This is a genomic window from Brucella sp., from assembly GCF_032066345.1.
Lineage (GTDB): Bacteria > Pseudomonadota > Alphaproteobacteria > Rhizobiales > Rhizobiaceae > Brucella > Brucella pseudogrignonensis.
On the sequence record NZ_DAMBKZ010000002.1, the window covers coordinates 20,291 to 36,033 of the forward strand.

Below are 15,743 nucleotides of genomic sequence, written 5' to 3' on the forward strand. Positions count from 1 at the left end.
AATTCGTTGATCTTAATTTGTATGTTCTGGCGCTTTTAGTCGGAATTCGCGCCATATGTAAGACCTGTGATAGAAACAATATGCATTTCTGTCTGAGCTTCGCCATATTTTGTGACTAACAGGCAACTTTTCCAGTCAGATTGCGTTCATTCCCCCATGCGCCTCATCACTCCCGCCGTGCTTATTGCTTCCGCACTTGCTGCAAGCCCCACAATCGCCCAAACAACGAAGCCGCAATATGTGCTGATTTCGTTTGATGGCGCGCATGATAACAAGCTCTGGACACGCTCGCGGGAACTGGCGAAAAACAACAACGCGCATTTCACCTATTTTCTCTCCTGCGTCTTCCTGATGACCAAGAAAGACCGGCGCGACTATCAGCCCCCACATAAACGTGCTGGTGCATCCAATGTCGGCTTTGCACTCAGTCACGATGAGGTTGTGGCTCGTCTTGGCAATATCTGGCAGGCGCATCTTGAGGGCAACGAAATCGCAAGTCACGGCTGCGGACACTTTGACGGCACCGACTGGTCAACCGCTGACTGGGACAAGGAAATCAAGGAATTCCGTCGCATTACTGCCGATGCTTACAAGAATAACGGCATTGAAGGCGAGCCCGAGGGCTGGCAGGAGCTAGCCCGCAATGGCATAAACGGCTTCCGCGCACCCTATCTTGCCGCATCCAAGCCAGTTCAGGATGCATTGAAAGCCAATGGTTTTCGCTATCAGGCATCGTCCATCACCCGCGGACCAGAGTTGCCGCAGATAACCGGACAGTTCGCGTCTTTTGGCTTGCCGCTGATCCCGGAGGGACCATCGCAGCGGCTTATTGTTGGCATGGATTACAATCTCTACGTCCGCCATTCCAAGGGCAAGGAAGCACCCGCCCAATCAGCCGAATTTGAAGACCGCGCCTATAAGGCTTTCCGCACGGCATTCGACAAGCAATATGATGGTGAACGCATTCCTCTACAGCTCGGCTTTCATTTCGTGCTGATGAATGATGGTGCCTACTGGCGGGCCATGGAGCGTCTCGTTTCTGAAGTCTGCAACAAGCCGGATGTAAAATGCACGACCTATAATGACTATCTCAACAGCATCGATATGCCTAACAGCCACGCTGTTCAAAACAGATCATAGAACGGCGTTTTGCTGTCGGCCTTATGCCGACAGCCCCAGATTTTCCTGATCCAGAACAGGTAGCGGACCGCCATCGATAGCAGCTTCAAAGCTGCGCAGACGCTTATAGATCGACAGAAGCTCAATAATCGTCGTCCATGAATTGACGAGATACTGGAAAGAGCCGCGCACCTGATCAAATACATTGGAAATCTGGCTCATCAAACCGAGCGTCAGCTTACCTGCAACAATTGACGGTATTAACAGCAGAAGCGGAAAAATATTGTCCGCCTGCAGATAGAAAATACGCGCCACGTTGAAATAGACATAGTGGAAATAAAGCCGGAAATAGTTGTGGCGAACGTTTGTGAAAAGCTCACGCATTGTAACAGGCTCAGCGCGATCGGCATGATCTTCGCCATAAACCAGTTCCTTACGATAGGCTGCTTCCACCCGCTGATTGTTGAACTCCAGCCCGGGTAACTTGATACCAACAAGCGCGAGAAAGCCGGTTCCAAAGATTGCCCAAACGATTGCGGCCCAGACCAGCGCATGAGGAATTACGCCAACTATTGGAAGTTCGCTGACCTTTTCGGAGAAAGTGAACAGCACCGGTAAGAAGGCAATCAGCGTCATGATCGACTTTACAAGGCTGACGCCTAGCTGTTCCAACGTGGAAGAAAAGCGCATCGTATCTTCCTGCACACGCTGCGCAGCACCTTCGATATGGCGCAGCTTCTGCCAGTGCAGCATGTAATAATCATTCATAGCCGTTCGCCAGCGGAAGATATAATGGCTGACAAAGAACAAGCTGACCACGCCGACTGTGATGGCAAGAAAAGCGATCCCGGCAAAATCCACTGCACCCCAATAGAAATCGGCAGCGGAAACGGCGCCCGGTGTGCTCAGCCCTTTCTGCACCATATCGTAGAAAGGTCCATACCAGGCATTGATCGCGACACTGACCTGAACGCCGAAATAGGTCGTAAACAGGATCAATGCTGAACCAAGGACAGACCAGCGCTGCCAGCGATGCGGTGAGAATGCGCTCCAGAAAGCATAGAACGCAAACACAGCGACTGCGAAATAAATGTAGAACCACAAAAATGGTGCGGACCAGAAGACACTCGCGCCGATGATTGGCGCCGCATCTGCTGCTGCGGGCGGCAGGCCTATGAACCGCCCAAGATTGCTTCCCCCATCATACCAGCCAATCACGGCCAGAAGTGTCCAGAGAAGTGCCGACGAAAAAAACAGTTTGGGGCGCGGAAAAAACGATACGAACATCGGGGGAAATCCAAAAATGCAATTCTGCATTTATGAAATGCCTCTCCCTCATTCTTTACCAGTTAAATTTTTGTAAGGTTTCCGGTTACTTGGCAGCTTTGCCCGCAGCAAGCCCTATGACAGCCGTGACAATCAATGCAAAAGCGGCGATCAGACTTGGCAGGGTAAACGAGCCGGAATGTTGCGCCATGAAGCCTGCAACCAATGGCCCTGCAATCTGGCCAAGACTGAAGCAGACTGTCATGCGCCCCAGCGCGCGCTTTGGCGAATGCGGTGCGAGAACGCGCGCAGCCTGAAGACCGAAGGCGGTCAGCGCCATAAACGTCAAACCCAGCAATGCACCACCAATCAGTGGGCCAAAAGGTGCGGGCAACACCACACTTGCGGCAACGCCAATCGCTTCCAATACGGCAGTGAGTGCAAAGGCGGAAAACAGCCCGAACTTTCTGATGGCAGGCGACCAAAGCCAGATTGACGGCGCCGCACATAACCCGGTTATGACCCAGACCGCCGCTTCCATCAGCGGCCCGCCGTCATTGGAACGTACGATGGCAATGATGAATGTCGCCGTGATCACATAGCCAAAGCCGAAAATGCCATAGGCCAGTGCAATTGCGTTGAAAGCGAAGCCGTTTGGCAATGCGGGTTCACGCTTCCCATTCGTGCCGCCAACCGGCCCTTCCTTCACGAGATAGGCCACAAAAACGGCCATGATCACGCTCAAAACAGCAGCGCCAATCCAGTCTGCTTTCCAGCCGAGACCGGACAGTCGAATGACCGCCACCAGGACCGCAGACAGTGCAATGCCTGCCCCCACACCACCGAAGTGCAATGCACCGAGCCCTGCCCGCTCTGCAGCCGTAATATGGCTCAGCACGATTGCAGTTGCGAGGATCATGGTGACAGCACTGATAAAACCTGCCGCAAAGCGAATGATTGAGAACAGCCATACACCATCGACCACCGCCATGAGCGCGCAAAGCACGGCACTGATAATCAACCCCACAAGCACGCTCAAGCGTTCAATCCCCGCGGACCAACCATAGCCACCAACAACTGCCCCAAGCAGATAGCCAACATAGTTGGCCGATGCGATGAACCCCGCATCAGCGGCATTAAAGCCCACATCTGACATCATGCCGGGGAGAATTGGCGTATAAATGAAGCGACCAATACCCATCGCCGTGATCATGGCGAGGAAACCGCCAAAGGCATAACGGAGTGCAATCTGATGCGGATAGGTCTGGGGGAGTGTCTTATTCATGGCGGGGAAAATACGCTTCGCGCGAACGCATACAATTGAATTTTTCTGATGGGATCAATCACTCGAATTCAGTTCAACTTTCCGGCATTTGAAACCGCTTCAATCTGGTTGGATTATGGCTAAATGCGGAAGTCATACCGTTGGCACATCTGCATTTGGCTTTGGCCGCCGTACAGGCACACTGTCAGGCTGGGCCGAATGCAGAAAATGTAGCAGCGTTTCATTCACCGATTGCAGGCGGAAAGCCGTATCACGCCAGCTGAAATCAATATCCTGCGGCACCGGCGGCAAGCGTTCCGGCGTCTCGCCTTCATCCAGATTGCAATTATGGATAACCGATTGCAATGACTGTGCAACCCATTCCGGCGTCGAGGCTTCCTTTTTGCGCAGCGCATTGCCGAGTGCTTCACCAAACAACAGTGCCGATGCATAAAGCCGGATGCCGCGACGATCATAGCGGCCCGCCATTTCACTAACTTCGCGCGCGACGAGCCTTCCACGCAACGACCAGCGCGCATTGGATCGCGCGAGCGCTATGCCATCACCCAGCGCATTGACCGCGCGTTGTGCTTGCGTGAACTGGTTGATGGCACTTTGTGCGTGGACAACATCCTGTTTTTCAAGCGCAATCGCGGACTGTTTCAGGCCTTTCAGGATATTGTCGACAAGACCCCGCACAGCCCTGTCGATGAGCCTCACCGGATCGGGCGTCGCCAGTATCTGACTGAAAAGAAGCCCGACACCTGCGCCCACGAGAACATCGATGAGGCGCGTCATACCGGCAACCTGCGGTCCCATAGCCAGAACCAGAATTGCGGAAACGCCCGACTGAATGGCGATTGCCGGAGCCAGACCAAAGGTTGTTGCAAGCACCATGGCAATGCAGGTGACAACGCTCATATGCAGGACCGGGATCGTTTCCGGAAGTAGCAGGGAAAGCTCACCAACCACAACGCCGGTCGTCACGCCGGTAATGACGCCAATCGCCTGTTTTCCGTGATTGGGGAGATTGGGCGCGAGGCAGATAACGGCCGTAACCATTGCAAATACGGGGCGCGGCTGGCCGAGCATCCACTGACAGATAAGCCAAGCCACCGCGCCACCAATAGAGGCAATCAGCGCATCGCGCCAACTGACCGACCATTGCTGAAGAACCTTGTCTATCCGCTTATGCATGGATGGAGTGCCCTGCTAACTGTCAGTTTTAACCAGTCAATCTATGGCAGCGACAGCAATGCTCAAGCTTCGAAAAACGTCTCGTATTGATCGGGCTTGAAGCCGACGGTCAACTTTCCATCTTTTTCGAGAACAGGCCGCTTGACCATGGAAGGCTGCGCCAGCATCAGAGCTCGGGCCTTTTCAGCGTCAACATTCTGACGCTCTTCTTCGGGTAGCTTGCGGAAGGTTGTACCCGCACGATTGAGCAGCTTTTCCCACTCTATGTCCTTGAGAAAGCGATCAATTGTTGCGGCGTCCAAGCCGTCCTTCTTGTAATCGTGAAAGGCGTAATCAATGCCATGATCGTCAAGCCAGCTGCGTGCCTTCTTCATGGTGTCACAGGCTTTGATACCGTAGATGGTCACGCTCATTTCCGACTCCTTTGATCTTGTGCTGCGATCAGAAGCCATCAACTGAAACGTTGCAACCCCTTATCGTGCATCATGAAATATAATGCCCAGTGTATGACGCTTGCCGGAGCGCAAACGACTGACGCCGTGCCGCATTTTCGCCTTATAATCGCCACGCGTACCACAAATTGGCCTGTCGTTTACCGCAAAAATCACAGCATCTCCCCGCCTTAAAGGCACAACTTCGGCCCTACTTTGCATACGCGGACGCTGTTCTGTGAGCACAAATTCACCGCCCGTAAAATCCTCGCCCGGCTGCGACAACAGTACGGCCACCTGAAGCGGAAAAGCCAGATCGCCGTAAAGATCCTGATGCAGGCAATTATAATCACCCTCGACATATTGCAGGATCAGTGGCGTCGGGCGCGTTTGCCCGGCAGCGTGACACATTGCGAGATACTCATCATGGTTCGATGGATATTCCATCCCGCTTCTCAGACGTTCGCTCCAGCGATTGGCTATCGGACTTAACCGTCCATACAATTCATTGCGGGATGCCCCGATGATTTGAGGCAGCGGGTTGGCGAAATACTTGTACTCACCACGCCCAAAACCATGTCTTGCCATTGAAATCGTCGAGCGAAAGGCATCGGACGCGTCATAAAGACCGACGATCTCACTGCATTGATCTTTGGAAAAGAGCTGGTCCAATGTTGCGGTGCCGAATTGATCCAGCTCATCTGCAATTTTCTGCCAGTCGTAAGAGGCCAGTTTCTCTTTCATGACTGGCGCTCTCTTTCGATCAGATCCCGCTTGCGTTCAACGCCCCAGCGATAACCGGACAAGCCACCATCATTGCGCACAACGCGATGGCAGGGAACTGCAACAGCAATCTTGTTGGCACCACATGCCTGCGCCACAGCTCTGGTGGATTTTGGCAAACCGATCCTCTCGGCGAGTTCGCTATAGCTTACAGTTTTGCCAAGCGGGATTTCGCGCAAGGCTTGCCAGACACGCTGCTGGAAAGCGGTGCCTCTTAAATCAAGCGGCAGATTGAATCCGATGCCTGGGTTTTCAACAAAGCCGATCACCTGAGCAATGTGATCCTCGAAGTCGCGATCAGCACCGACGAGCTGCGCTTTCGGAAACCGCTTTTCCAGATCGATAATCAGCTCCTGCGGATCATCGCCCATCAGAATGGCGCAGACCCCCTTGCCGCTTTCCGCTACCAGAACGGCGCCAAGTGTGGATTGTCCGATGGCAAAGCGGATGGTTTCGTTTTCACCGCCAGATTTAAAAGCCTTTGGTTTCATGCCGAGTATCTTATCTGAGGCTTCATAGAAGCGGCTGGAAGAATTGTAACCCGCTTCGTAGATCGCATCCGTCACGCGGCTATCACTGGATTTAAGTGCGGCGCGCATTTTCTCTGCACGGTGCGCATCGGCATAGGCTTTAGGCGTGAGACCTGTGAAGCTTTTGAAAATGCGATGGAAATGAGCCGGACTTGCCCCTGCGGCTCGAGCAATGTCTTCCAGTGCAGGGACTTCATCAGCATTCTCGATGAAGCGGCAAGCGGCGGAAACCATATCGGCATAGCGCGCACTGTTTTGCGCATCAAGCGTTACATCGACATGCGGCTTGCACCGCATACAAGGGCGAAAGCCAGCCCGCTCTGCATCTTCGGCAACCATAAAGAACTGAACATTTTCGCGTTTACCACGCCGCGACGGGCATGATGGGCGGCAATAAACGCCCGTCGTGCGTACAGCGTAAACGAATTCGCCATCTGATTCCTTGTCGCGCGCCAGCACTTTTAGCCAGCGGCTTTCATCAGTGTCATTGTTGCTTGTCAGCGTGCGTGTCATCAGGTTCATGTCCGTTATCCTTCTTACTATGAAGGAAAGCTAACGCTTAACAAGACCGACAACACTCCGCTGCTTGCTTTCAAATTTTGCGACCGCTTTAAGCCTTCCGCGCTTCCTTGATCGCGTCGATCAGGCTCCGCTCGTTCATCACGCCTCCGTAAAGCCGGGTGCCGATAACGAAGGACGGCGTACCGCCAAAATTGAACGCTTCGCCCTGCTCCATGTTGCGCGCAAGAATGCCGTCGATCCGCGCAGCATCCACCTTGTAATCGGCCTCAAGCTTCTTCGGATCAAGGCCACCCTTCTTCAAGGCCGCATCGGTCTGGTCTTTGGTCAGACGACCGGGCGTCAGCATCATGGCTTCCATAGCCTTGACATAATTTCCCGACTTTTCTGCCGCCAGCACCAGACGCGCCGGATAGGCCGAATTGTCACCAAAAATGATCCAGTCTTTGAGCACCAGACGCACATTGCCGTCTTTCTCGACAACGCTCATCAGCTCAGCATGGCCCTTTTTGCAGTAAGGGCACTGATAGTCGAAATATTCAACAATGGTGACGTTGCCGTTAGGATTACCAAGGACCGGGATTTCCTTGTCATAAAGGACATCGGCCACTGTCGGCACACGCTGGGCGAAGCTCTCGCCGCCAGAAATGGCAATCGTTGCGGCACCGGCTACAGTTGTAGCGAGCATCTGGCGGCGGTTCATCATCAGCTTTCTCCTTGTGCAGATTGAGTCTTGCTCAGGACCACAACGCGGCTTCCACTGGATACGCGTTTATGAAGATCGAGAATGTCCTGATTGAAAAGACGGATACAGCCCGACGAAGCAGCCTTGCCGATTGACCAGGGTTCGTTGGTGCCATGGATGCGATAAAGCGTGTCCTTGCCATCGCGATAAAGATAGAGCGCACGCGCGCCGAGCGGATTGCGAATGCCGCCTTCCAGACCATTGGCGTATTTCGCATAATGATCAGGATTGCGCTTGATCATATTCTGCGTTGGTGTCCAGCGTGGCCACTGCGCCTTGTAAGCAACCTGCGCCTCGCCGCTGAAGGTCAGGCCAGCACGGCCCACGCCAACGGAATAGCGCATGGCCTTGCCACCGGGCTGCACGAGATAAAGATAGCGCGTATAGGGGTCGACAATGATTGTGCCGACCGGGTGGCTGGTCTGATAATTGACCTGCTTGCGAAGATTGCGTTCGGCAATTTTACTGAGATCGAGTGCTGCAATGTGATTGCCGCCGTCGGTGACAGCACCGTACATCACTTCATATTCGCTCTTTGCCGTCTGAACTTCCGGCTCCGGTAGAGGCTCAACGACAGGTGCAACAGCCACTGGCTCAGGTGCGACGACCACTGGTTCGGGCATGTTAACAACGACAGGCCTGTCGGATGTCGTAGTACAGGCCGCAACTGCCAAAGGCATAAGGCCAATCAATATCAGCCGCGCCAGAGACGGCGCTGCCTTTGCAATTTGATTATATGTCGTCAATTTCCCCAACCCCAATGTCCCCGAGCCATGATCAATCCTAAAAGCCTTGCTTCTGGCCGGCGTTAATGAGTCCGACCGAACGTTCAATTGTTGCCGACGAAACGTCGCCAACCAAGCGTGTACCTTCAGGTTCCTTGCTGGCATTGTTGAAGAAAACCATGGTCGGCGGGCCTGCAACTTTGAGCTTTGCCATGAGATCGGCATTGCCCGCATTCAGGTCCGAGACATCGGCCTTGATAAGCTGATATCCGCCCAGCGCTTTCTTCACGCCTGCATCCGGCAGGACGCGCCGCTCCACAGTGGAACAGCTGACGCACCAATCTGCCGTGAAATAGACCAGCGTCGGCTGATCGCCGCGCGCCGCATCCAGCTTTTCCTGAAGGGCAGAAACCGTTTCGACCGGCGCGAATCGCAGCTCGGCCAAATTATGGTTAACGTCACGGTTAACCAATGCCGCCAGCGGTTGCAATGGATCGCGACCACCGGAAGCCACGCCGAGCATCAGAATAACGCCATAAACGAAGGCGGCGGTACCAATCGTGCGCGCAACCACGCTGCGATCCGGGATTTTGAGGAAAGCGAAGCTCGCCACGCCAAACAGCAGCAAAGCCCATAAAACCATATCCACGCCCGATGGCAGCAAGGGTGCAGCCATGAAAATCGCGGTTGCGAGAAAACCAAAGCCGAATACCTGCTTGACCGCCTCCATCCACGCGCCTGCACGCGGCAAGGTGCCAGCACCCAGCGTCGCAAAAGCAATCAACGGCAGACCTTTGCCGATGCCAAGCGCGAAGAGCGCGCTGGCTCCGAGTGCTACGTTGGCCGTCTGTGCGATATAGAGCAGCGCACCAGCAAGAGGTGCAGTCACACATGGCCCGACAATCAGCACCGAGGAAAAGCCGAGGATTGCAGCAGAGCGCTTGGAACCGGTGCGTTGGCCGGTTTTAGCCGAGATTGCACTGACCCATGAGGATGGGAGCTGTAGCTGGAACAGGCCGAACATCGACAGAGCAAGCAATGTGAAGATGCCAGCCAGTGCAAGCGCCATCCATTTGGATTGCAGCACCATTTGCAAATTCTGGCCTGACCAGCCAGCAATTGCACCGACGACAGCAAACCCGAGTGCGAGGCTGAACACATAAGTACTGGAAAGCACGAAGCCGCGTTTCGCCGTCAGTTTTTCGCCTTCCCGCGCCAGCGTTCCTGCGACAATCGGATAGATTGGAAACACGCAAGGTGTGAAGGCCAGCAGCACACCGAAAGCAAGGAAAGCTGCAATCACCAGTGCCGAACCGCCCTGATCGAGAAGATTTTCGATCATGCCTTTTTCGGGGGCGAGCGCGAAAGCTTTGCTCTCAGCCGCGGGAGTTGATGCGGCGGTGAACACGGAGCCGTTCGTAAACGCTTTGCCCATCTGAGAGCTGACGGCGAGCGTTACCGGATCAATTGTGCGGGTTTCAGGACGATAGCAGATACCGTCTTCCTGACACCCTTGATAGGTCAGCTGAATGGGTTCGCTACCCGCCGGAACACTGGCACTTGCTCGCGTGTAATAGACTTCGAGCCGTCCGAAATTCGGATCATCCTTGGCGATACCCGGTTGCGTATCAACGGTGAGCGCTGCGCCTTTCGCATCTTTGGCTTCGATATGATCGCGATAGAGATAATAGCCGTCAGATATCTGCCAGTTAAGCAGGAGCCGGTTGTCGCCATCCTTCGCAACATTCAACCGAAAAGCATCATCGACCGGCAGCGGGTTTGCAGCCAGCGCAGGTGAAAGAGCAAACATAAGAAAAGCAGCAAGTATCGCGATAAAGCGCATTCGGGTTATTCCGGGTAATTTGATTCGTGCAAAATAGTTTAGGTTGTAAAAAGCAAATGCTGTCGTCACCTTAAGGCAGCCTTAAGCTGGCAAAGCGAGAAGCCGCTTACAGATGAAACAAGGCGGAAACAGGAAGACACATGCGCATTCTGGTGGTTGAAGACGATGCAATCCTGCTCGACGGACTTTCCGTGGGTCTGGGATTAGCCGGATTCACCGTGGATGCCGTTGCAAACTGTGGAGATGCCGAGGCCGCCCTTGCTGCGCAGAATTACAACGCGGTTGTGCTTGATCTCATGCTGCCGGATGGCTCCGGTCTCGACATTCTGAAATCCATGCGACAGGCGCGTGATGATACGCCAGTTCTGTTGCTGACCGCGCGCGATCAGGTGCCGGAACGTATCGCAGGACTTGATGCCGGGGCTGACGATTATGTTGGCAAGCCGTTTGATCTCCATGAGCTCGCAGCGCGTGTGCGTGCCATTGCTCGGCGCGGCACAGGGCGCGCAAGTAGCACGCTTGAATGGCAGGGCGTGGAGCTTGATCCGGCTGAAATGTCGGTGCAGTTCAATGGCGAGCCGCTCCGCCTGACCCGCCGAGAATTTTCGATATTGCGTAGTTTAATGGAACGTCCAACGGCGACAATCTCCAAGTCATCGCTTGAAGAAGCGCTTTATGGCTGGCAGGAAGAAGTCGAAAGCAACGCGGTCGAGGTGCATATCCATCATCTGCGATCCAAGCTTGGTTCAGGCTTCATCGAGACAGTGCGCGGTGTCGGCTACCGGCTTGCGAGGGAGCAGGCATGAACTCCATTCGCAGTCGCCTGACTGGTATATTGATCGGCATCACCTGTCTTGTCTGGTTGTTCGCCGTTATCTGGATTCATGTGAGTACACAATCGCGACTTGAAAAAGTGCTGGATGCGCGCCTCATGGAAGCGGCTCGTATGGTCAATTCGCTTTTGATCGAGCGGCGCGTTGAGGTTAATCCCGATGGCGACGGCGGGCAGCTTTCACTCAAGCCGATGGATGATTTTCCCCATTATGATCGCCAGCTTTTCTGCCAGATCTGGGCAATCGACGGCAGACTTGTTGGACGGTCCGAAAGCGCACCGGGTGAACGCCTGACCGATGTGGCCAATGGCTTTTCAGATACAGTTGTCGCTGGCGACCGCTGGCGGGTTTTTGCGGTTGAGAATACAAAGCTCGGGCTGCGTGTGATGGTGGGCGACAGCCTATCAGTGCGAGAGCGGCTTGTGCAAAACGTGGTGACGGGTGTGGTGCTGCCTGCCCTGCTCCTGCTTCCAATTCTTGCTATCCTGATCTGGCTTTGCGTCCGTCGCGGGCTTGATCCGTTGAGCAGTCTCGCCGGCACTTTATCCAAACGCGATGCGCGAGATTTGCGCCCGCTTTCAGAAGAGAAGTTGCCGTCCGAAATCAGCCCGGTGGTCTCGGCTTTGAATGATCTGTTCCATCGTGTGGAAGAAGCCCGCGAACGCGAGCGCAATTTTGCAATCTTTGCAGCGCACGAATTGAAGACGCCGCTTGCGGGCCTCAAGACACAGGCACAGATCGCCGAGGGTGCCAAAGACGACGCCATGCGCCTCAATGCAGTACGCCAAATTGCATCGGGTGTTGATCGCACTAGCCGTCTCGTCAATCAGCTGCTGGACCTTGCAGCCCTTGAGACTGGTGATGAAATGGAGCCACCATCGCCGGAGCCAGCCTGTCAGCTGCTTGTTTCGATCTCGACCGACATGCGTATGCTTGCCGCACATCGGGGCGTGAAGATCGAGCTGCCCGGCAATCTGCCGCTTGTGACGATGCAATATCCGCATCTCTTCACGCTTGCCATGCGCAACCTGATCGAGAATGCCGTCAATCATTCGCCTCAATGCGGGTCTGTGCGATGCAGTCTCGAAAAGGCCGATGATCAGGTCATCTTCACTGTCGAGGATGATGGCCCCGGCATTCCGCCGGAAGACATGGCTTATGTGACCGAGCGCTTTTATCGCGGTGCCAATAGAAGCGAAAATGGCAGCGGCCTGGGTCTGGCCATCGTGAAGATGGCGGCAACGCGTATGGGCGGTGAAGTGCAGCTTCATAATCGTTCTGAAGGTGGCTTGCGCGCCCTCCTCATCATCCCTGCTCAGGCTGCGACATAAATTCCCGCCTGTGCAGGTTGACGGGGCAGGCTTTCGGCGTATGATGCAACTGCAAATCATTTGCAATTAAGGTCAGAATATTCATTTAGATTTCAGACATAGCTTTTGATTAAAGAAGCCGAGACTGTTCATGCTGTTTAATCCTCGATCTGGGCCTAAAGCCGCGCAGCTCTTGCCAGAAACCGTCCCTCGTTCTGACAAGGAATGGGCCAAGCAGCAGACAACAGCAGTCAAAGCGATTTTAAGACGGGCCGGGTTACGCCCGACCCGTCAGCGTATTGCGTTAGGATGTATGCTTTTCACTGAGAAACACCGGCACGTAACCCCGGACATGCTGAATGAAGAAGCATTACTGCTAGGCGAGAAGCTATCCGTTGCAACGGTTTACAACACGCTCAATCAATTTTCCGATGCGGGCCTTATCCGCAAGATAAGCCTGCATGGCGAGCGTACCTATTTCGATACGGATACTGGCGACCACGCACATTTCTACATCCACGACGAAGACCAGATCATCGACATTGCAACGGACGATATCGGCATTGGCCCGCTGCCCGCTCCGCCTGCTGGCTACAAGATCAGCAAAGTGGACGTTCTGATCCATCTGGTGCCGGAAACTGACATCGCCTGATTTCCCGGAAAACTCCCAATTCGTCGCAGGTCCGATTAGAGCTCTTTGATTTAGATCAATGACACCCTCTCGTAGAGAGCCGATAGAAAGGCATCGCTATAGCTGTCGTTACTCAGACAGCTTCTGACTTGCGCTGCGAGGGGATTAAATGAACTACGCCGCTGGAACAGTCCTGTCTGGTCTGGGAGCACTTTTTGCTGTGCTTCTGGCCGGATTTTCTCATGATGAGTTGTTCAGAACCCATATGTGGATTCTGTTCGCTACACTCGCCATCTTCACCATCTTACTGATGCGCAATGCCGATTACGGCCTTGCGCCAAAGAAGGTCGATCAGTCCACTTACATGGACGGACCGATCCGCTACGGCGTGATCGCAACGGTCTTCTGGGGTGTGGTTGGCTTTCTGGTCGGTGTGGTTATCGCAGCCCAGCTTGCCTTCCCCGATCTCAACTTTGAACCCTATCTGAACTTCGGTCGTCTGCGCCCGCTGCACACTTCAGCGGTTGTTTTTGCATTCGGCGGCAATATCCTGATCGCTTCGTCGTTCTATGTCGTGCAGCGCACCTGTCGCGCGCGCCTGATCGGTGGCGATCTGGCCTGGTTCGTGTTCTGGGGATATCAGCTTTTCATCGTGATGGCTGCAACCGGCTATCTGCTTGGGATTACCCAGAGCCGCGAATATGCTGAACCGGAATGGTATGTCGATATCTGGCTCACCATCGTCTGGGTCGCCTATCTCGTCGTCTTCCTCGGCACGGTATTGAAGCGCAAAGAGCCGCATATCTATGTGGCAAACTGGTTCTACCTGTCCTTCATCATCACAATCGCCATGTTGCACATCATCAACAATCTGGCGATCCCGGTTTCGTTCCTCGGCGTGAAGAGCTATTCGGCTTTCGCAGGCGTACAGGATGCCGTGACCCAGTGGTGGTATGGGCATAATGCGGTTGCGTTCTTCCTGACCGTGCCATTCCTTGCGATGATGTATTACTTCGTGCCCAAACAGGCAGAGCGTCCGGTTTATTCCTACCGCCTGTCGATCGTGCACTTCTGGTCGATCATCTTCCTCTACATCTGGGCTGGCCCACACCATCTTCATTATACCGCTGTTCCCGATTGGGCACAGACGCTCGGCATGGTGTTCTCGATCATGCTCTGGATGCCTTCGTGGGGTGGCATGATCAACGGTCTGATGACGCTTTCTGGCGCATGGGACAAGGTTCGTACCGACCCGATCATCCGTCTGATGGTTGCAGCTATTGCCTTCTACGGCATGGCGACCTTTGAAGGTCCGATGCTGTCGATCAAGGCAGTCAACTCGCTGTCTCACTACACCGACTGGACCATTGGTCACGTTCATGCGGGTGCGCTGGGCTGGAACGGCATGATTACCTTTGCAGCCGTTTACTACCTCACACCAAAGCTGTGGGACCGCGAACGCCTCTACTCGATCCGCATGGTCAACTGGCACTTCTGGCTCGCAACACTTGGCATCGTGCTCTACGCCGCCGCCATGTGGGTTGCAGGTATCCAACAGGGTCTGATGTGGCGCGAATACGACGACCAGGGTTTCCTCGTCTATTCCTTCGCCGAAACCGTGCTCGCCATGTTCCCTTACTATGTGATCCGTACTGCAGGCGGTCTGCTTTACCTCGCCGGTGGACTGGTCATGGCATGGAACGTCTATCAGACCATTCGCGGCAACCTGCGCAAAGAAGCCCCTATGGGCGGTGCCCGGCCTGCTGCTGGCGCCACAATGCAGCCAGCCGAATAAGGAGTGTGATTTATGTCTATCCTCAAAAAACACTCCAAGCTGGAGAGAAATGCAACGCTGCTGCTGATTGCTTCGCTTGCCGTGGTAACGGTCGGTGGCATCGTTGAAATCGCACCGTTGTTCTATCTCGAAAATACCATCGAGAAGGTGGAAGGGATGCGTCCTTATTCACCGTTGGAACTCGCGGGCCGTGACATCTACGTGCGTGAAGGCTGCTACCTCTGCCACAGCCAGATGATCCGTCCGTTCCGCGATGAAGTGGAGCGCTACGGCCATTACTCTCTGGCGGCTGAATCCATGTACGACCATTCGTTCCAGTGGGGCTCAAAACGCACAGGGCCTGACCTTGCGCGCGTTGGCGGTCGTTATTCCAATGAATGGCACGTGCAGCACCTCGTCCGCCCGCGTGACGTGGTGCCGGAATCGGTCATGCCAAGCTATGCCTTCCTTAAGGACCGTCCGCTTGATGCCAATAATATTGCAGCCAATCTGAAGGCCAATGTGGCGGTCGGCGTTCCGTACACGCAGGAGATGGTCGACAACGCACTGGCTGACCTTCAGGCACAGGCCGATCCAAACGCCGATACGTCCGGCATCGAGGGTCGTTATCCCAAGGCACGCCTTGGCGATTTTGACGGCAACCCGCAGGTCATTTCGGAGATGGACGCGCTGATCGCCTATCTGCAAATGCTCGGCACTCTCGTTGACTTCTCGACCTACGATCAGTCCCCCAAAGCAAGATAAAGCGGAGA

General features: G+C 54.4%; 15 protein-coding genes. 6 read left to right on the forward strand and 9 right to left on the reverse strand.

Translation table 11 applies throughout. The features are described 5' to 3' along the window. Positions 1-156 precede the first annotated feature (156 nt). Complete coding sequence (locus tag RT142_RS02660; protein ID WP_112808059.1) at positions 157-1,140, forward strand: polysaccharide deacetylase family protein; 984 nt, start codon at positions 157-159, stop codon at positions 1,138-1,140. Between the two features lie 21 nt (positions 1,141-1,161). Here the strand turns inward: RT142_RS02660 and sbmA are convergent, their stop codons facing one another. The 9 genes from sbmA to dsbD all read right to left on the reverse strand — a co-directional run bounded on the left by sbmA (position 1,162) and on the right by dsbD (position 10,422). Then, positions 1,162-2,406 carry a peptide antibiotic transporter SbmA gene (gene sbmA / locus RT142_RS02665; protein WP_039859523.1) on the reverse strand — a complete coding sequence of 415 codons (1,245 nt, stop codon included), beginning with the start codon at positions 2,404-2,406 and terminating at the stop codon, positions 1,162-1,164. Positions 2,407-2,491: 85 nt separating this feature from the next. Continuing rightward, entirely contained in the window at positions 2,492-3,670 is a 1,179-nt protein-coding gene (locus RT142_RS02670; protein ID WP_112808061.1) for a YbfB/YjiJ family MFS transporter, read from the reverse strand. Positions 3,671-3,802: 132 nt separating this feature from the next. Next, positions 3,803-4,846 (reverse strand): FUSC family protein, encoded by a 1,044-nt coding sequence (locus RT142_RS02675; RefSeq protein ID WP_313027139.1) that lies wholly within the window; start codon positions 4,844-4,846, stop codon positions 3,803-3,805. Positions 4,847-4,908: 62 nt separating this feature from the next. Next, on the reverse strand, positions 4,909-5,259 hold the full coding sequence (locus tag RT142_RS02680) for an ArsC family reductase (protein ID WP_105519131.1): 351 nt from the start codon (positions 5,257-5,259) through the stop codon (positions 4,909-4,911). A 60-nt stretch (positions 5,260-5,319) separates the two neighbouring features. Next, the gene (locus RT142_RS02685) at positions 5,320-6,021 is read right to left on the reverse strand and encodes a 2OG-Fe(II) oxygenase (RefSeq protein ID WP_112808065.1); all 702 of its coding nucleotides are present in this window, start codon (positions 6,019-6,021) and stop codon (positions 5,320-5,322) included. After that, entirely contained in the window at positions 6,018-7,112 is a 1,095-nt protein-coding gene (gene ada / locus RT142_RS02690) for a bifunctional DNA-binding transcriptional regulator/O6-methylguanine-DNA methyltransferase Ada (RefSeq protein WP_313027144.1), read from the reverse strand. The genes RT142_RS02685 and ada overlap by 4 nt, the downstream gene beginning before the upstream one ends. Positions 7,113-7,200: 88 nt before the next feature. Further along, positions 7,201-7,815, reverse strand: a complete 615-nt coding sequence (locus RT142_RS02695) for a DsbA family protein (RefSeq protein ID WP_113495964.1) — start codon at positions 7,813-7,815, stop codon at positions 7,201-7,203. Next, positions 7,815-8,600 carry a L,D-transpeptidase gene (locus tag RT142_RS02700; RefSeq protein WP_313027151.1) on the reverse strand — a complete coding sequence of 262 codons (786 nt, stop codon included), beginning with the start codon at positions 8,598-8,600 and terminating at the stop codon, positions 7,815-7,817. Before RT142_RS02700 ends, RT142_RS02695 begins: the two co-directional genes overlap by 1 nt. A gap of 37 nt (positions 8,601-8,637) precedes the next feature. After that, entirely contained in the window at positions 8,638-10,422 is a 1,785-nt protein-coding gene (gene dsbD / locus RT142_RS02705) for a protein-disulfide reductase DsbD (protein WP_313027155.1), read from the reverse strand. A gap of 140 nt (positions 10,423-10,562) precedes the next feature. On the opposite strand from dsbD, the gene RT142_RS02710 reads away from it, so the two are divergent. The 5 genes from RT142_RS02710 (at position 10,563) to ccoO (ending at position 15,735) form a co-directional block, all read left to right on the forward strand. Continuing rightward, positions 10,563-11,228, forward strand: a complete 666-nt coding sequence (locus RT142_RS02710) for a response regulator (RefSeq protein WP_313027158.1) — start codon at positions 10,563-10,565, stop codon at positions 11,226-11,228. Beyond that, positions 11,225-12,586 carry an ATP-binding protein gene (locus RT142_RS02715; RefSeq protein WP_313027162.1) on the forward strand — a complete coding sequence of 454 codons (1,362 nt, stop codon included), beginning with the start codon at positions 11,225-11,227 and terminating at the stop codon, positions 12,584-12,586. The genes RT142_RS02710 and RT142_RS02715 overlap by 4 nt, the downstream gene beginning before the upstream one ends. 130 nt (positions 12,587-12,716) lie before the next feature. Continuing rightward, a complete protein-coding gene (irrA, locus tag RT142_RS02720) occupies positions 12,717-13,217 on the forward strand; it encodes an iron response transcriptional regulator IrrA (protein WP_313027166.1) in 501 nt (166 codons plus the stop codon). 148 nt (positions 13,218-13,365) lie between these two features. Then, positions 13,366-14,991 (forward strand): cytochrome-c oxidase, cbb3-type subunit I, encoded by a 1,626-nt coding sequence (gene ccoN / locus RT142_RS02725; RefSeq protein WP_007873607.1) that lies wholly within the window; start codon positions 13,366-13,368, stop codon positions 14,989-14,991. Between the two features lie 12 nt (positions 14,992-15,003). Next, positions 15,004-15,735: a cytochrome-c oxidase, cbb3-type subunit II gene (ccoO, locus tag RT142_RS02730; protein ID WP_313027170.1), complete on the forward strand. Its 732-nt coding sequence runs from the start codon at positions 15,004-15,006 to the stop codon at positions 15,733-15,735. The last annotated feature ends 8 nt before the right edge of the window (positions 15,736-15,743 follow it).